Below are 17,634 nucleotides of genomic sequence, written 5' to 3'. Positions count from 1 at the left end.
TTTTTGTTGGATAACGGTATAAAAAATCGGGAGGTGAAACTTTTGCCGAGTAATAAGATTTTGCAGGAAAAACAGGCCGCTGTTGCCGAGATCGTCAACACGCTGAACGGAACGATTTCGGGTGTGTTGGTCAGCTATCAGGGCATCACAGTCGCGGACGATACCAAACTGCGTGCAGAACTGCGCAAAGCGGGTGTCAAGTACAAAGTACTCAAAAATTCCTTGCTGAATTTTGCGGTCAAAGAGGCCGGTCTTGAGGGACTGACCGAGGTGCTCGAAGGCACGACGGCGCTTGCCGTCAACACCGAGGGTGAGACCGCAGCGGCAAAAATCCTCTGCGAATACGCCAAGAAAAACGAGAAATTCGTCATCAAAGCCGGATTCGTCGAGGGTAATGTCATTGACGCCGACAATGTAAAAGCGCTGGCAAAGCTGCCGTCCAAGGAAGTGCTCATCGCACAGGTTCTGGCGGGCTTCAACGCGCCGATCACAGGTCTGGTCAATGTTCTCAACGGCAACATCCGCGGACTGGCAGTCGCTTTGAACGCCATCGCGGAAAAGAAAGCGGCCGAGGCCGCGTAAGATTCGTCGCATAAAACGGCGAAAGAATGAATCAATAATGGAGGAAATTAAAATGGCATCCGAAAAAGTAACCAAGCTGATCGAAGACGTAAAAGCACTTACAGTTATTGAGCTCTCCGAGCTGGTCAAGGCCCTCGAAGAAGAATTCGGCGTTTCCGCTGCGGCTCCTGTCGCGGTCGCAGCAGCTCCGGCAGCAGCAGCTCCGGCAGCAGCAGCCGAGCAGACCGAATTCTCGGTCGTTCTGGCCGAAGTCGGTGACAAACGCCTCGACGTGATCAAGGCAGTCCGCGAACTGACAGGTCTCGGCCTCAAAGAGGCGAAGGATCTCGTCGACGCCGTTCCGAAGGCAATCAAAGAAGGCGTTTCCAAGGCAGACGCAGAAGATCTCAAGGGCAAACTCGAAGCCGTCGGCGCGAAAGTCGAACTCAAGTAAAAACGAACAACTGCGTTGTTCGTTGCAAAACAAAAAACCGGGCATCCGCCCGGTTTTTTGTTTGGCCTTTTCCATCTGTCATCCGGAGATGCATACCGTCAGGCAAGCAGTGAGACGGTGCGTTTCAGGATTCTTTTCATGTTTTTACTCCCTTCGTTCTTCGCTTATCAGGATAACCATTAATTTATCAGTTAAAAATTTACATAATAATTTGTAAAAATGGTACGTTATCGTGATGGTTTTGTGATGAAGATTTTTGATTCGATATTTCAGTTGAATCTTTTAAAACCATTTGTTATGAAAGTCCATTTATATTTATGCGAATCGATGATATTGATGGGCAGTGCGAATATGCCGACGATTAAATATTTTGTGAATTTTCTGCGGATTCTCTTGATTTTCCCCGTATTAAGTCTCCATAAATTGTTCATAATATCAAATGTAATTTGTGAAGATTCGAAGCTTCTTGATTTGGCGTATAAAGGAGGTAATATTATCAACAGGAAGAGTCTTTTTGAACCCATGAAAATCGGCAAGGTTGAAATCAAAAATAAGATTTCAATGGCACCGATGGGTGCTTTTGGCCTGATTAATGACGATGGTTCATATAATCAGCGAGCAGTCGACTATTATGTGGAAAGAGCAAAAGGAGGAGCCGGGCTCCTGATTACCAGCATCACGAAGGTTGAAAATGAAATTGATAAAACCGTTATGCCGGCTTTCCCCTGTGCAACCACCAATCCGATTAAGTTTATTGAGACTTCATCGGAAATGACGGAAAGAGTGCATGCTTACGGGGCTAAAATTTTTCTTCAGCTGACGATGGGCTTTGGCAGAACCGGTGCTTCCGTTCTGATGGCCAAGCATCCGGTTTCTGCTTCTGCGATACCAAACTATTGGGATCCTACGGTGACGTGCCGTGCACTGACCACCGCCGAAGTGGAATCGATCGTTGAAAAATTCGGGGAAGCTGCCCAGATTGCTAAAATGTCCGGTTATGACGGCGTGGAGATCCACGCGGTGCATGAGGGTTACTTGCTTGATCAGTTCACACTGGCGATTTTTAACCGCAGAACTGATAAATACGGGGGAGATTTGAGAGGAAGGCTGACGCTGCCCATTGAAATTGTCCAGACGATTAAAAAAACCGTGGGAGCGGATTTCCCGGTTGGTCTTCGTTACAGTGTCAAAAGCGCGATCAAGGACTGGAGACAAGGCGGATTGCCCGATGAGGACTATCAGGAAAAAGGACGTGACCTCGCGGAAGGGCTCGAAGCCGCAAAAATTTTGGAAGCAGCCGGCTATGACGAATTGAATACGGATGTGGGCACCTATGACGCATGGTACTGGGCGCATCCGCCGGTCTATCAGAAACACGGACTGTATCTGCCGTATACCAAGGAGCTAAAAAAGGTCGTCAAAATTCCTGTAATCGTCGCCGGAAAATTGGACATTCCCGATCTTGCCGTAAAAGCCCTTGAGGACGGTTCGGCGGATATGATCGGTATTGCAAGAGGCTTACTGGCCGATCCTGAGTGGCCCAAGAAAGCGATGGAGGGAAGAGATGCTGAAATTCGTCCGTGTATCGGCTGTCATACGGGATGCCTCGGAAGAGCTTTTGAGGCGAAGCCGCTTAGCTGTGCTGTGAATCCGGCCGTCGGTAGGGAACGCTATTATGAGATGAAACCGGCTGAGGTTCCCAAAAAGGTTCTGATAATCGGCGGCGGAATCGCCGGAATGGAGGTTGCGAGAGTCGCCAAGACGCGGGGGCATCAGATTTTGTTGTTTGAAAAAACTAATAAGCTGGGCGGTCACGTCATCCCCGGATCAAAACCCGATTTTAAACTGGATGACAGACGCCTGCTGGATTGGTATATCAATCAGATGAAGCTGTTAAAGGTGGACATTCGGATGAATACGGCAGCGACCGAAGAGACTGTCAAAACGGAGCATCCGGATGTGGTCGTGGTGGCGACCGGTTCTAACGAAGTCATTCCCAACATTCCCGGCATTGATAGGCCAAACGTTTTTTCAGCGACCGAAGTGCTGAATGGAACGAAAAAAGCCGGAAACAAAGTCGTCGTCGTAGGCGGAGGCCTTGTCGGCTGCGAGACGGCACTTTGGCTTTCCAATGAAGGTAAGGACGTTACAATCGTGGAAATGCTGGACGACATCGTGAAGTCCGGAAGCCCCGTGCCTCATATGAACCGAATTATGCTGATTGACTTGATTAAGCAGGCTAAGATTCAGGTGATTACAAAGAACTCTCTGCTTGAAGTCAAAGAGAACGGAGTCACTGTTATCGACAGGAAATTCAAGCGTTGCGAACTGCCTTGCGACTCCGTTATTATAGCAGTGGGATTCAAATCAGATAACGGTTTATTTAAGGATCTGAACGGAAAGTATCCGGAGCTCTATATTGTGGGTGACGCCTTTTGCGCTAATAACATTCAAAATGCCGTTTGGACGGCAAATGAAGTGGGTCTGCATGTGTAAAACGAGAGCAGAGATATCGCTCAATCAACTATAAAATAAAATTCAGCCGGGTGTATCCGGCTGAATTTTATTTTTGCCCATGGTTGAAAAACGCTTCGGCTTTTGTTATGATAATACTATCAGATAAAGATTTCGGAGAGAATGAAATGGACGAACTGACACGAATCAGAGACCTTGCAAAGGAAACGCTCGAATATGCGCACTGCGGCGAGATGAACCGCAGGCGCGAATTGTGGCGTCACCACAACAGCTTGCATTTTACGCGCCCGTTGATTTATATCCGGGCGATCCCGTTCGACGAATTCTTAAATCCACGCGAATTGATTTGTGAGGATCCGTATTACCGGGCGCTCGAGAGAACTTTTTTGCTGAATCGGTACCGGATGAAACTTGCGGATGACTATATCATCGAGCCGTTTCTGACGGTGCGCGCGGTGTTGAAAAGCGCACCGGACGGCGTCTACGGGGTACCCGCAGAGATGGGTGAAAAAGTGCCGGGCGGTGCTGCTGCGTTTGCGCCGTCGTTGATTGACGAAGAGGACATCGAAAAACTCCGAGTTGCCGATTATGAAGTGGACGAAAAGGCGACCGAAAGCGAATATGACCGTCTATATGAAGCGGTGGGCGGTGTTTTGGACGTCGAGACCGATCGGCAGGGGCTTTTATGCAGCATGTGGGCCAACGACATCTCCACGGTTTTGGGAAAGCTGCTCGGTATGGAACAGATGATGTGGGATATCTATGACCGCCCAGAATGGCTGCATCGGCTGTTGTCTTTTATGCAGAGTAAAATTTTAATGCACATGGATCAGACCGAAGCGGCAAACGGATTCCGGCTGATCAATCACCAAAATCAGGCAATGCCCTATGCCGAGGAACTGCAGCCGCCGCAGGCGGGAAAAGGCCCGGTGAAACCAAGCGAGTTGTGGGGATATATGGCGTCGCAGGAATTTACGAATATCGGTCCCGAGGCCTTTAAAGAATTTATGTTTGACTATCAGAAGCCGATTTTGGAGCGGTACGGGCTGACCGCATACGGCTGCTGCGAGGATCTGACGCATGACATCGGCGTATTAAAATCGCTGAAAAATTTGAGGCGAATCGCGGTTTCGCCGTTTGCGGACGTCAAAAAGTGTGCCGAACAAATCGGCGGGGATTATATCGTATCGTGGCGGCCGAATCCGTCCTCGGCGGTGTCGTACGGTTTGGACGAGGACTTTGTACGCAAAAATCTGCGGGAGACCTTTGCGGTTTTCGACGCGAACGGATGCAAATTCGATATCACGCTGAAAGATGTCGAAACCGTCGGCGGGGACGAAAATCGGATTATCCGATGGACGCAGATCGCACGGGAAGAGATCGAAAAACGGTATCAATAATCGGAAGTTTTATTTTACAGGGATTCGGATTGAAATTTCTCAGCCAGCTCTTTCATGCGGCCGTAGGCGTATTCGAAAAAGTCGATGAAGCCCTCGCAGAAGATGTTCGGGCCGGGATTTCCGTTATCAAACGGTTCGCGGTGGCGGCGGCAGCCGCCTTTGCATAAAAAATGCCATTTGCATTCGGCGCATTTCGGATCGGGCATCCGGGACTGTTCCAAAAAGCGTTTGGCGTTTTGGGATTTGGCCAGCGCGATAAAGGAATTTTCATTGATGCTGCCCAGCCGATAATCGTCGAGCGCGTAAAAATCGCAGGGATAGACGCTGCCGTCGGCCTCAATGACAAAATAGGAACCGCAGCCCGACCGCATGCTGCAGTCCTCGGGAACACGTCCCATCAAAACCATGATGTAATTGTCAAAAGTCCGGACACTGACGTAATTTCCGTTTTGAATATCTTTGTAATACTCGTCGAAGGTCTGTTTTAAAAATTCGCCGTAGGCCTTCGCGGTCAGCGAATGTTCGTGCGTTTGTCCGTTGAGATCGTCCAAACACGGGATGAACTGCAGAAATTTATGCTGCTTGAGGGCGCGGTAGACCTGTTTGGCGTTTTTGGCGACGGCATCGGTGACGACGCAGAGGATGTTATAATCCACGCCGTGCTTTTGAAACAGGCGGATGGAATCGAGAACTCTTTGGTGGGTGCCGTTTTTGGCGCTGTCCAACCGCAGCGCGTCGTGAATTTCCTTGGTGCCGTCGAGTGAAACGCCGACCAAAAAATGATTTTCGGCAAAAAATTTTGCCCATTCGTCATCGATCACATAGCCGTTGGTTTGAATCGCATTCAGTACTTGAATTCCCGAGCGGTTATAGAGATTTTGATAATACAGCAGTTTTTTATAATAATCCAGCCCTGCGAGTGTCGGCTCACCGCCCTGAAAACCGAAGAAGCAATTTCCCTCACCGTAAAAAAACGCCTTGCGGACGAGGTTCTCCAAGGTCTGCTCATTCATGATGCCGTATTGTTTTGTCTCGCGGTTTTCGGTCACATCGCTGTAAAAACAATATTTGCAGCGCATATTGCAGAGTCCGGATGCGGGTTTGATCAGCATACTCATTGGCGGCACGGGCGTTCGTCACCTCACGAAATTAAATTTTAGGGTTGTCAATCCACCGGGAAGAATGATATAATCATTATATGTTGATTATAGTGGCGGGCTGTCGGTTTGTCAAACGCAACAGCCGGTCCGAACTTCGGAAAGGAATATGATTATGCGGGTTTTATTTGTCGATATCGATACCACGAGAGCGGATCATCTGAGCTGCTACGGCTATCCGCGCAAAACCACCCCGAATTTCGACAGCGTCGCCGAAGATGGGGTTCGATTTGAAAATTATTATTGTTCGGACGCACCTTGTTTGCCGTCCCGTTCCGCACTGGTCTCCGGGAAATTCGGCATCGTGAGCGGCGTGGTCGGGCATGGCGGCACCTGCGGCGACCGTCGGCTCGAAGGCGAACCGCGGAGTTTCCGGTGCAGTTATGACCAGAACAACCTGCACAACCGCTTCAGAGATGCGGGCATGCACGCGGTCTCGTTCAGCACCTTTGCGGAACGCCATTCCGCCTATTGGTTCGACGCGGGTTTCAACGAGATTCACAACGTCGGCAAAGGCGGCTCGGAAAAAGCGGAAGAGGTCATGCCGCTCGCATTGGAGTGGGTGAAAAACAACGGCGCGAAAGACAACTGGTATCTGCATATCAATCTCTGGGATCCGCATACGCCCTATAGGACGCCGGAGGATTACGACCCGTTCAAGGATGAACCGCTTCATACCTGGGTCACCGAGGAGATTTTTGAGAAGCAGCTGAAAGCCATCGGTCCGCACGGCTTGATGGAAATCGGGATGTATAACGACAACGAGAATCCTCTGTACCCGAAACATCCGGGAAAGGTGACCGAATATCAAAAACTGCGGCAGCTGATTGACGGCTACGACAGCGGCATTCATTATGCGGATATGATGTACGGCAAGGTCTTTTCGGAACTGAAGCGGCTGGGGGTCTACGACGATACGGCGATCATCATTACCTCCGACCACGGCGAGAACATGGGCGAACTGGGCATTTACAGCGAACACGCGACCGCCGACCGTCCCACCTGCCATATTCCGATGATCATCAAGTGGCCGGGCGGTGCCAAAAACGCCGTCGACAAAGGGCTGCATTACAATCTCGATTTATTGCCGACCGTCGCCGAACTGCTGGGTCAGCCGAAACAGCCGTCCTGGAACGGGGATTCGTATGCCGGAACCGTGTTGCACGGAGAGGATTGCGGCAGAGACAGTTTGGTCATCTCGCAGATGGCGCACGTCTGCCAGCGGAGCGCGGTGTTCGGAGATTGGCTGTATATGCGCACTTATCACGACGGGTATCATCTCTGGGATAAGGAGATGCTGTTTAACACGAAAGAGGACCCGTATGAGCAGCACGACGTCAAAGACGAATACCCCGAGGTCTGCGCCAAAGGTGCAAAGATCATTCTTGACTGGCACGACGAACAAATGGCGGCTTCCGGAAATATCGACGATCCGATGTGGACGGTGTTAAAAGAAGGCGGACCGCTTCACGCAAAAGGGCATCTGCCGGAATATCTGAAACGGCTTGACAAGACCGGCAGGAGCGAAGGCGCTCAAAAACTGAGAGAAAAATATCAGGTATAAAAATCCCGCTGAGATCCGGCCGAGATTCTTCATGTGCGCATCGCGTGCGCTTCGCTTAGAATGACAAAGAAAAAAGGGGCGCCCGCCGGACGCCCCTTTTGATTGCAAAGATGTAACGGTTTTATAAATTATCCGTAATAATAGGCAGTTTCCTTACCGATGGCGGCATTCATCTCGTCGAGCATTTGATTGCCGCCCATGTTGAGCAGGTCGAGACGATATTGCATAACGATCTCTTGAACCGTGTAATCGGTGTCGGTAATGGCTTCCCAAATACATTTTTGATATAAATAGCGGATGTCTTTTGTGGAACTGAAATAAGACGGCGAGCTGAAAAGTGAATAGACGGGAGCGATTTTCATTATTCCTCTTGTCTGAAGCAAATTGTACAGGGTTTGATAATATTGATTGGCTTCTCCGGCATCGGATTCCGAGTCGGTGACAACAACGCCGTCCTGACTGTAATAAATGTTTGCATCCGAGTAAGAGAATATATCCGTGAGTTTGCCGGTCAAATCGGGTGTACAGGGGTATGTATAACTGCCGTCTGCGTTTTGAACCATCTTAATAGTGATCGTTCCGTCGCTGTTCAGAATATAGTTGTCCGATGAGCCCAGCCAGCACTCGAGATAATTGCTTTCCGAGCCGAATAACATATTGACAAAAAGATCAACGGTCTCTTGGGGTTGGTCGGTGTCTTTGGCCATGACAAACCCATCCACCATATTATTTAATATGCGGGGATAAGCCGTGTTCAAGGTCCAAACAATCGTGCAGTCCTCTTTATCGGAACCGCCGTAATAAGTGGGACATGTGCCGTCTGAAAAGCTTTCAGAAGGGGCGCTGTAGTCCTTGGTTATAACCAACGCACCGGCTTGACAGAGTTCACGCAGATATTCCAGCGCATTAATGGCGCTGCCTTTTGTTAAGAAATCCAAAAAACAGTCCTCGCCGGGGTCATAACCGAAAGGAGAAGAATAGATATTTGCGCTGTATAATCCGAAAGCATTGATAACATCCTCTATTTGAGACAGATAGTATGAATACAACGCGCTTTGCCCGTTTGCTTCCGAATAAGCGACCGCGAATCGTTTTAAAGAATCAAGATCGGTGACGGGGATATTGATCTGATCAAGGGCCTCGTTGTCGATATAACGGACGCTGATGGACCGGGAGACACTGGTGGGGATTGCGTAAATATGCCCTTGGTATTCAAACGTGGCTTTTAATTCTTCCGGCAAGGCGTTCCAGACCGCGTTATTGGCGAGATAATCTTCCAGCGGCACAAGGGTACCGTTGTCTATACCTGTTTGGATATCATCATATCCGTTGATGTAGACCATGCCCGAAAATGTTTCTTCACCGCTCAGAATATTGATTGCCTGGATATAAGCATCGCTGTCGGTGTTATACCCGTTTTTCCAAGTGAGATGTGCGATGCTGAATTTGGTGCCATATCGCTCGGACATTTCATCTAACCACTGTTGTTCGGCTTGTTCGGCGTTTTCGGCATCTCCGTTGGTGAAAGAAAAAGGCGCGATGATATTCATCGTCTCGGGATAATCTACTGCCTGTCCGACAAGCCCATTCGGCAGAGAGGTCGAGGGCGCTCCACAGCCCGTTAGGAATAAAGCCCCGCAGATCAGCAGGGATGTGGAAAGTTTAAACAGCCGTTTCATATTTGTTCCCCTTCATATTCAATTTTGATTTGGTTTTATTCCTTAATATTCTCACATTAAAAAACCTATTGGAAAATGGTTGTAGAAGCGGGCGTTACAGAATGAAATTTTAATACCATACGGTAAATCAACTAAATTTTACCACAACAATTATGTGATTTTCAATGAATTACTGTGATGAGATTGTGAAAAGTGAGGAAAAGCGCCGTAAAACGAGATATTGCTTTCAATCAGGTGGTGTGGTATAATATAACAGAAACGAGGAAGGCGGTTTTTACCGCTTGATTGATATGGGGAGAAAAGAATGAATGATATTATCGATTTTTTAAGGGATTTTAATATTTGGACCGTATTGATTCGGTTGGTGCTGGCGTTTGTCTGCGGCGGCATCATCGGCACCGAACGCGAACTCAAAGGCCGCTCGGCGGGCATTCGGACGCATATTTTGGTCGCGCTGGGCTCGGTTATGGCCACGATGACCGGATTTTTCGCGATGGATACATTCGCCCTGTCCTCCGATCCGCTGCGTGTGGCCGCACAGGTCATTTCGGGCATCGGCTTTTTAGGCGTCGGCACGATTCTGGTCACCGGTCACTCTCATATCCGAGGACTGACCACCGCAGCCGGCATCTGGACCACCGCCGCAATCGGTGTGGCACTCGGTGCCGGTTTTTATGAAGGCGCACTGATTTGTACCGTGCTCGCTTTTATTTCGATCGGCTTTTTACAGCGGCTTGAACGGCGAGTCAAGAACAAAAAAGGTGCATTGACTGTCTATGTGGAAATCAAAGACGCCGACCGTTTGAACGAAATTCTTGAACAGGCTGCGGCAAAGTCCTATCAGATTTTAAGCACTCAGATCGTGCCGGCCAAAAGCGGAATGCCGAATTATCTGGGTATTGAAATGAAACTTATCGCCGGGTGTGATATAAACAAACAGCAGTGTCTGCATGTGCTCTCGAAAATTGAAGGTGTGTCGTTCGCGGTGGAAACATATTGAAAACTAAATTATAAAATCATATATACCTTTAGTACAAGAACCTTTTTATGTTGTTCAAACTATGTTTTTTATAGATTTATAAAAAAATGAAAGGGGTTAGAGCGTGGATACAGAAATAATTGCAACAACAGCAGTCAAAGAGCGGCTTGCACTCTGTGACGGTCTTCAGTCATTTATTAACGAGCGCGATAAAGAACCTCTATGGGATGGACATATATATGTTTTCCAAAAAGATAATAACAAAAAGGAAAATCTTATCGGTCGAGTTTCTGTGCAAGTTAAAGGTAAGGAAAAGGACGTAAGTAAAGAAACAACCAATATCAATTATGAAATAGAAGTTACTTCACTAAAAAAATATCTCCAAGACGGCGGTTTGATTTATTTTGTTGTTGTGTTCAGCGAAAACGGAGAAAAGAATTTATTTTACAAAATCCTACTACCGTTTGATATTCAACAGATATTAAAAGATGCAGAAGGAAAGAAAAAGAGAAGTATTAAAATGCATAAACTTCCTGAAGATAACGATTCAATCCGTCATCTCTTCATTAAGTTTATCCAAGATAAAAAGCGCCAAGCAACACAAATTGTGTTCTCCGAAGAGCAAATGGTAGCAGCGATAAGAAATGGTGGTTCATTGAAGTTTCACGTACTTCCTAAAGTAAAACCTCGGAACTCTTTCGATATGTTGCGAGAAACTACGACACAAGATATATATTTATATGTTGAAACTAAAGATGGAGTAGAGATACCATTTAGTAAAATTGAACAGAGTTTTTTCTCTATGGCAATAGAAAAAAAAGACATTCCCGTTTGTGTAAATGGAATTAAGTATTATGATAGCATATCATACGGTTATGAGAACGAAAAAGCATACATCTATATTGGACAAGCTGTGAAGATACCTTTTATTGAAGGTGAGAAGCCACGAAAGCAAACGACAAAGTTTAAGTTAAAAGGAACTCTAAAAAATAGGATTGTTGACAGTGATTTTTTAATTGCTCTGGCTGAGAATAAAATAATTTGTTTTGGAGAAAAGATTTTACTTAATATATCGATTGATAACTATGAAGAAGTTGAGAACTTAAAAGAAATTAACGAAACGCTCAAAAAACTAAAAAGTGCACTTGATTATTTCGGTGTTAGCACAGATTTAGATATGGATAATCTGTCTGCGGAGGATAATATGGCTATCGATGATATTATTCGGGCTTCTTCTGGTAAGCCGTTATCATTCAACGAAAAAGATCTTCCGCATATATTTTATAGCGTGAAAAAAATAGGGAATATTTCAATTCGCATCCTGGTAAAAAAAGAAAAATATATTGAAGGGTATGTTCTTTCAAGTGCCTTTTCTGATGAAATTCATGTAACACTCGAATTTGTGAACAACGAGGGCAATAAGGTAATTATTAACCCCTGGTCGTTATTTGTTGATATGACGGCTCAAGATTTTCTTTATTCAAATGTTGATTACTCAATTATATTGAAATCAATACAATCTTTGGACACGCTTGGCAAAGAGGTAGAAATTAGTGATCCAGAGACAGGAAAATCCATTAGCACAACCGTTATGCTTCTTGAAATTATTTCAGCATATGATTCACAGAGTATAAAAGACCACAAGCTGCTTCAATTCGCACTTGATATAGCTGAGACTATAAAGAGCGATTCTCCCGTGACAATAATCAACAAATTTCAAGTGATAAGACGTATGAGGGATTTAACACCTGACGAGATTGCGGATTTAGTGGGGTTGAGGCGCAAGTTTAAAGACAATATTTTGATAAAATGCGGAATATCCATTATTTTAGGCGAATATGATGATGCAAAAAAATTATTGAATGAATTACCGGAAGAAGAGCGAAAGCGAATACTTGATTACCCATTATACAAACTTATACCAAGGAGATAGATGGATTTTAAGAAGCGCTAAGAAGTTTAGCCCATAAAAGAAATTGTATCAAATTTTTATCAAAAACGATACAACATACTGTCTTAATAAAAAGCGCCCGGAGATCGGGCGCTTTTTGGTATATTATAATGAGATGATTCAGGGATTGATCAGGGCGGCAAAATCCTTTTCGTATCGTTGCGTGGCTTCATCGGCCTGCGGGAAGGTCGGTTTTTTGAGCAGGAAATAGGTTTTCAGTTTTGGCTCGGTGCCCGACGGGCGCACGATCACACGCGTATCGTCTTCAAATAAAAACGACAGCACATCGGACGGTTCCATGTTGGTCGGCTTGGTTTTGCCTGTTCTGAAATCGGTCTCGACGCCCGTCAGATAGTCGGTCATACCGACGATCTTTTCGCCCCCGGCTTCTTTGGGCGGGGCTTCGCGCAGGCGCTTCATGATAGCCGCCATCGTGTCCATCCCGCTGACGCCCTCGAAGACGAACGCTTTCTGCAAGCTGCGGTAACAGCCGTACTGCGCGTAGAGTTCGGCGAGCCGGTCGAGCAGGTCTTTGCCCTGTTTTTTATAAAAGGCCGCCATTTCGCAGACGAACATCGTCGAGACGACCGCGTCCTTGTCGCGCACATGGGAGCCGATGGTGTAGCCGTAGCTCTCCTCAAAACCCATCAGAAAACGGTCCGATTCGCCGCGTGCTTCCATTTCGCTGGCGACACCGCAAATGTATTTGAAGCCGGTGAAGACGTTCCGGATTTCGACGCCGTAATAAGCGCCGATGGCATCGGCCATGGTGGTTGTGACGATGGTCTTGACCGCCACCGGGTCTTTGGGCATAGTTCCCGCCGCGATGCGTTGGGAAAACAGGTAATCGAACATCAGACAGCCCATCTCGTTGCCGGTGATCAGGGTATAGCCCCCATTTTTATCGGGGACGGCGGTGCCGAGCCGGTCTGCGTCGGGGTCGGTTGCAATTAAAATGTCGGCCTTTTTCTCGGCGACGACTTTCAGGCCCTCTTCAAGCGCTTCGCGAAATTCCGGATTGGGGTAGGGGCAGGTCGGGAAATCACCGTTCGGTTCGGACTGAGATGCCACGAGTGTGGACGAAACCCCGAGTCGTTCAAAGAGTTTTAAAACAGGCACTTTTCCGGTGCCGTTGAGCGGAGTGTAGACCACGTGCAGGCCGCTGCCTTTGCAGATGCCCGGATGGACCGAATTGGCGTAGACCCGGTCGAGGAATTTTTCGACCATGGGTTCACCGAGCATGGTGATATCCGTGCCGCCGGTTTTGAGGCCGGAGAACGGGTCGACTTGTTCGATATAAGACAGTACCTTTTCGCTGGCTTCGACAGAGAGCTGGCAGCCGGTTTCGTCGTAGGCCTTGTAACCGTTATATACAGAGGGATTGTGGCTGGCTGTGATCATTACGCCGCCGCTGCACTTGAGTTCGCGCACCGTGAACGACAACACGGGCGTGGGCTGTAGGGTCTCGTACAGATATACTTTAACACCGTTGGCCGCGAAGATACCGGCGGCCAGGCGGGAGAATTCGTAGCTTTTGTGGCGGGAATCGAACGAAATCGCCACCGAGGGATTTTTAAAATTTTCAGCGAGATAACGCGCAAATCCCTGCGTGGCCTTGCCGACCGTGTAGATGTTCATACGGGCGCTGCCCGCGCCGATCACGCCCCGCAGCCCGGCTGTGCCGAATCGGAGATCGTCGTAAAACCGTTCTTTGATTTCGGACTCATTGCCTTTGATTGCGGCGAGTTCCGCTTTGATTTCGGGGTCATCGACCTTTTCGCACCAGATTGCGTACCGTTCGAAAGCTGTCATATGCTCACGCTCCTCACGCAAAAATTATAGCAGTTTTCAACCGGCAATACAAGCCGTCGCAACCGGTGCAGAGTGCTTTTTTAACCGGCTTTTTTGCGCCACTTCTCAATCAGTTCGACCAGCTTGAACTTTAAGACATAGCCGCTCTTTTTTGAGGCGAATTTCCACCCGTTTTGGTCGAGGTAGGCCTCCAGCTGCGCCTCTTGATCCGAACTGGCAGAGATGCACAGGGGCGGAAAGGCAATGCAGAACCAGTTTTTGCCCTTGCCCTCACCGAGCGTCAGCTGGACGGTGGTATAGGTTCCGGCGGGCAGCATAAATTCGCCGTAATCGGTGGTGTCAAAATAACGATCGGTGAGTTCGGCAGACGCGCTGTAGTCCACGCCGGATTTTTTAAGAATATGGTTTGCGGTATCCTCAAAATCGTCAAGCGCTTTTTGGGCGGCGGCTGCGGCCTCGGCTTTGGATTCGGCTCCGGCGAAAACGTCTTGAAACTGTTCGGTCAATGCGTCGCGGATTTGGAGTTTTAAATCTTGGTCGAAATCGCTGTCGGAATTGGCGACGATACGCAGGCGGATCGTATTTTCGCGCACCACCTCACACTCGTCCGAAAACTCGGTAAAACCAGACAACACGCAGATGACCAACGCCATCGCCGCTGCGATGAAAATAAAGGTAATTTTTTTCATCTAAGTACATGCCTCCTTTTAAACGGGAAAAAGCCCCGTTGTAAAGGCATTGTTGACGGGTTCGAGGAGGAACATGCAACTTTGTATATAAGATAAAAATTAAGAACAGGTGAACCTGTTAATTAAAAAATTATCATTGCATTATTCGCAAAAGTACAGTATAATTATATGAAGTATAGAGGTGATGATGTAGATTTTTTGACAACCAAAGAAGCAAACGAATTCCGGGATGTATGAATACTTCGTGTTTAAGCCCTAGGTAGAATCAACAAATATTAAATTTCACGAAATGTTTGGTTATCACTAAGATACACCTAAACAAAATGGAAGAAAAACGGCAAATAGTCAAGATTTAAGTTTTTAAGAGGTAATACGAAATGTCTTTTCAAGAACTTCGGCAATGTACTTTGCCTATACAGCAAGAATACCAAAATGTAGACGAATATATTGATAAAAATAAAGCAGGAACCACTCAGCACACATCTGATATTCTTGCTAATTTCCGTAATAAAATTATCTGCGGGAATATTCTTGATGTTATTAAGAACATACCAGATAAAACTGTTGACCTAGTGGTAACTTCACCACCATATAATTTAAAAAACTCCACGGGCAATGGCATGAAAGATGGGCGGGGCGGTAAATGGAAAAATGCTAGCCTTGTGAACGGGTATGCGGATTATGATGATAATATGCCGCACGAACTATATGTTGCTTGGCAACGTGAGTGTTTATCTGAAATGATGAGAGTTATACCAGATAATGGTGCAATTTTCTACAATCATAAATGGCGGGTTCAAAATGGTTTATTACAAGACCGTCAAGACATTGTGAGCGGTTTTCCGGTGCGTCAGATAATAATCTGGCAACGCAAAGGTGGCATTAATTTTAATTCTGGTTATTTTCTTCCTACTTACGAAGTCATATACCTTATTGCTAAACCCAAATTCAAACTTGCTCCTCAAGCTAACGCTTACGGCGATGTTTGGGAATTTGTACAAGAAATGAAAAACGGGCATCCTGCCCCATTTCCTGTTGCATTGATCAATAGAATCGTTTCTTCAACAAAAGCAAAAATTGTACTTGATCCGTTTATGGGATCGGGAACAACTGCCATCGCCGCAATACAAAACAAGAGGGATTACATAGGGATAGAACTTTCAAAGGAATACTGTGAAATGGCAGAGGAAAGAATCGAAATCGAAAAAGAGAGGATATAATTTTGGAACAGTTAACAAAAGTTATTTCAAATAGCTCTTGGCGTAATGCCTATTGGTTTGCCCGTATGCTTTTGAATGGTGACAAATATGGCGGTGTCGGTAAATCGAAAGAAAAGCAGCTTTTAGAATTGACTTCACAATTGGAAATTATCATTGGGCGTAATGCTCTTACAAACGAAGACAAAATAAAAATTAGTAAAGATGCCATAACTAAAACGCTCACAGGGCTATTTACGAAAAATGCAAAGGGTTTTGTTTTAGCAGATTTACTTGCAATTGATATAAACGATAACATTTTATCGCTTGATGATATTGTGGTTTTTATTGTTTCAATCAGGTATATGGTAGCACCTATGAATGCTGCTATGACACTCGTTCCATCAAGTGATAAAGAACTTTGTATTTCAACAGCAAAGAATATTCTCGATTCGCTTGGAGAATCCGCGGTTGGAAAAGTTGTAAGTGCTTGGGACGATATGGGGGTAAAAGGGTGCTTAGATGTTGAACGCAGTATTGTTGTCTCAGAGTTTACTAAATTGCGTTCAAATTTAGCGGCTTTATCTTTTCAGCGTTCAGAAGTCGAAGATAATATGGTCTTGACAGCCTTTGTACAAGAATTCGAACGCAGACTGGGTCAAAAACGAAAAAACCGTGCTGGGACAAGCCTGGAGGATGTATCAACATTTTTATTTGATTATTACGGATTCACATCTCACCCGAAACCCGACCATTTTCAAACTGATATTGAAGTTGATAAATGGTTTAAGTGTAAAGACGGCTGGTCAATCGGAATAAGTTGCAAGCGGACTCTAAGAGAACGTTGGAAACAGGTCTCAAGTGCTGATAGTAATGCGCTTTCAAGATATAAAATTAAGGAGATTTGGCATTTAATAACATACGATAAAGACCTTAGTGATGATAAATTAACAATGCTGGGGCAACAACGGCAAATTTTTTATTTATCTGAAACAACCGACCGTTATAAATCGGCTTCGGCTCACATCGGAATGAAGAATTATGTTCGTCCGCTTAGTCAGTTTATTTCTGATATACGAAAAGAGCAGGAAGGTATATAAAGCGGAGAAGAAATTTATTAAAAAGCAAAAAACCTCTTGCAAACGCGGAAAAAGTATGTTATACTTGACAAGTCATCGAGTGGGTCTTCCCGCTCTTTCGTTTTTGTTTGGGGCATTTTTTGAAAGGAGATAACGGGATTTGGGGAAAAATATCGCCACGGCGCGTGTCGCCGTTACGGTGCGCGAACTGATGGAACCGGTCGCAAAACAGTGCGGCGTATCGATTTGGGATGTCGAATACCTCAAAGAGGGCGGCAATTTTGTTTTGCGCGTCACGATCGACCGAGCCGAGGGCATCGACACCGACTTGTGCTACCAATTCACCGAACTGGCCAATCCCGTCATCGATGAGGCCGATCCCATCAACGGCAGCTACTGTTTTGAAGTCAGTTCGCCGGGTCTGGACCGAAAACTGCGCCTGCCCGAACATTTTACCGCCTCGATCGGCCGCGAAGTTGAACTTCGTACCATCCGCCCCGTCGACGGAAGACGCGATTTTACCGGTATTTTGACCGGCTTTTCCGACGGCGTGATCTCGCTTGAGACCGATGGAGAAGAAAAGTTATTCCCGCTGCGGGAAACGGCATATACTAAATGGAGATTTACATTATAATCGA

The 17,634-nt window shown here is 46.5% G+C and carries 14 protein-coding genes and 1 other annotated feature (1 of these 15 only partly in view); of the genes, 10 read left to right on the top strand and 4 right to left on the bottom strand.

From position 1 onward, the window contains the following. Positions 1–14, top strand: a sequence feature (ribosomal protein L10 leader region) (it extends 132 nt beyond the left edge of the window). 28 nt (positions 15–42) lie between these two features. From rplJ to PK629_04240, 4 genes are all read left to right on the top strand, one after another. Next, a complete protein-coding gene (gene rplJ / locus PK629_04255) occupies positions 43–582 on the top strand; it encodes a 50S ribosomal protein L10 (protein HOP10688.1) in 540 nt (179 codons plus the stop codon). A gap of 52 nt (positions 583–634) precedes the next feature. Then, the gene (gene rplL / locus PK629_04250; GenBank protein HOP10687.1) at positions 635–1,015 is read left to right on the top strand and encodes a 50S ribosomal protein L7/L12; all 381 of its coding nucleotides are present in this window, start codon (positions 635–637) and stop codon (positions 1,013–1,015) included. A 495-nt stretch (positions 1,016–1,510) separates the two neighbouring features. Beyond that, a complete protein-coding gene (locus PK629_04245) occupies positions 1,511–3,511 on the top strand; it encodes an FAD-dependent oxidoreductase (GenBank protein ID HOP10686.1) in 2,001 nt (666 codons plus the stop codon). A gap of 146 nt (positions 3,512–3,657) precedes the next feature. Continuing rightward, entirely contained in the window at positions 3,658–4,890 is a 1,233-nt protein-coding gene (locus PK629_04240) for a hypothetical protein (GenBank protein ID HOP10685.1), read from the top strand. Positions 4,891–4,904: 14 nt separating this feature from the next. On the opposite strand, the gene PK629_04235 is transcribed toward PK629_04240, so the two are convergent. Continuing rightward, positions 4,905–6,008 carry an anaerobic sulfatase maturase gene (locus tag PK629_04235; GenBank protein HOP10684.1) on the bottom strand — a complete coding sequence of 368 codons (1,104 nt, stop codon included), beginning with the start codon at positions 6,006–6,008 and terminating at the stop codon, positions 4,905–4,907. A gap of 154 nt (positions 6,009–6,162) precedes the next feature. On the opposite strand from PK629_04235, the gene PK629_04230 reads away from it, so the two are divergent. Further along, on the top strand, positions 6,163–7,611 hold the full coding sequence (locus PK629_04230) for a sulfatase-like hydrolase/transferase (GenBank protein ID HOP10683.1): 1,449 nt from the start codon (positions 6,163–6,165) through the stop codon (positions 7,609–7,611). Positions 7,612–7,739: 128 nt separating this feature from the next. On the opposite strand, the gene PK629_04225 is transcribed toward PK629_04230, so the two are convergent. Next, positions 7,740–9,290, bottom strand: coding sequence for an ABC transporter substrate-binding protein (locus PK629_04225; GenBank protein ID HOP10682.1), 1,551 nt, complete (start codon positions 9,288–9,290; stop codon positions 7,740–7,742). 304 nt (positions 9,291–9,594) lie between these two features. On the opposite strand from PK629_04225, the gene PK629_04220 reads away from it, so the two are divergent. Together PK629_04220 and PK629_04215 are read left to right on the top strand one after the other, a co-directional pair. Continuing rightward, the gene (locus PK629_04220) at positions 9,595–10,290 is read left to right on the top strand and encodes an MgtC/SapB family protein (protein ID HOP10681.1); all 696 of its coding nucleotides are present in this window, start codon (positions 9,595–9,597) and stop codon (positions 10,288–10,290) included. A gap of 103 nt (positions 10,291–10,393) precedes the next feature. Then, complete coding sequence (locus tag PK629_04215) at positions 10,394–12,202, top strand: DUF4365 domain-containing protein (protein HOP10680.1); 1,809 nt, start codon at positions 10,394–10,396, stop codon at positions 12,200–12,202. A gap of 138 nt (positions 12,203–12,340) precedes the next feature. Here the strand turns inward: PK629_04215 and PK629_04210 are convergent, their stop codons facing one another. Together PK629_04210 and PK629_04205 are read right to left on the bottom strand one after the other, a co-directional pair. Further along, a complete protein-coding gene (locus PK629_04210) occupies positions 12,341–14,032 on the bottom strand; it encodes a phospho-sugar mutase (protein HOP10679.1) in 1,692 nt (563 codons plus the stop codon). Positions 14,033–14,112: 80 nt separating this feature from the next. Then, entirely contained in the window at positions 14,113–14,721 is a 609-nt protein-coding gene (locus PK629_04205) for a stage II sporulation protein R (GenBank protein HOP10678.1), read from the bottom strand. A gap of 377 nt (positions 14,722–15,098) precedes the next feature. On the opposite strand from PK629_04205, the gene PK629_04200 reads away from it, so the two are divergent. The 3 genes from PK629_04200 to rimP all read left to right on the top strand — a co-directional run bounded on the left by PK629_04200 (position 15,099) and on the right by rimP (position 17,630). Next, positions 15,099–15,941 (top strand): site-specific DNA-methyltransferase, encoded by an 843-nt coding sequence (locus PK629_04200; GenBank protein ID HOP10677.1) that lies wholly within the window; start codon positions 15,099–15,101, stop codon positions 15,939–15,941. A 2-nt stretch (positions 15,942–15,943) separates the two neighbouring features. Further along, positions 15,944–17,017, top strand: a complete 1,074-nt coding sequence (locus PK629_04195) for a hypothetical protein (protein ID HOP10676.1) — start codon at positions 15,944–15,946, stop codon at positions 17,015–17,017. A gap of 139 nt (positions 17,018–17,156) precedes the next feature. Continuing rightward, positions 17,157–17,630, top strand: coding sequence for a ribosome maturation factor RimP (rimP, locus tag PK629_04190; protein HOP10675.1), 474 nt, complete (start codon positions 17,157–17,159; stop codon positions 17,628–17,630). The last annotated feature ends 4 nt before the right edge of the window (positions 17,631–17,634 follow it).

This window comes from Oscillospiraceae bacterium (assembly GCA_035380125.1).
Taxonomy (GTDB): Bacteria; Bacillota; Clostridia; order Oscillospirales; family JAKOTC01; genus DAOPZJ01.
Note: the sequence above shows the minus strand (reverse complement) of the source record. Positions and strands in the feature narration are given on the sequence as shown.

Excerpts from the sequence above, each read along its gene's own strand:
- PK629_04210 (HOP10679.1), bottom strand. The coding sequence starts at position 14,032 with ATGACAGCTTTCGAACGGTACGCAATCTGGTGCGAAAAGGTCGATGAC.
- PK629_04230 (HOP10683.1), top strand. The coding sequence starts at position 6,163 with ATGCGGGTTTTATTTGTCGATATCGATACCACGAGAGCGGATCATCTG.
- PK629_04205 (HOP10678.1), bottom strand. The coding sequence starts at position 14,721 with ATGAAAAAAATTACCTTTATTTTCATCGCAGCGGCGATGGCGTTGGTC.
- PK629_04240 (HOP10685.1), top strand. The coding sequence starts at position 3,658 with ATGGACGAACTGACACGAATCAGAGACCTTGCAAAGGAAACGCTCGAA.
- PK629_04220 (HOP10681.1), top strand. The coding sequence starts at position 9,595 with ATGAATGATATTATCGATTTTTTAAGGGATTTTAATATTTGGACCGTA.
- PK629_04200 (HOP10677.1), top strand. The coding sequence starts at position 15,099 with ATGTCTTTTCAAGAACTTCGGCAATGTACTTTGCCTATACAGCAAGAA.
- PK629_04235 (HOP10684.1), bottom strand. The coding sequence starts at position 6,008 with ATGAGTATGCTGATCAAACCCGCATCCGGACTCTGCAATATGCGCTGC.
- rplL (HOP10687.1), top strand. The coding sequence starts at position 635 with ATGGCATCCGAAAAAGTAACCAAGCTGATCGAAGACGTAAAAGCACTT.
- PK629_04225 (HOP10682.1), bottom strand. The coding sequence starts at position 9,290 with ATGAAACGGCTGTTTAAACTTTCCACATCCCTGCTGATCTGCGGGGCT.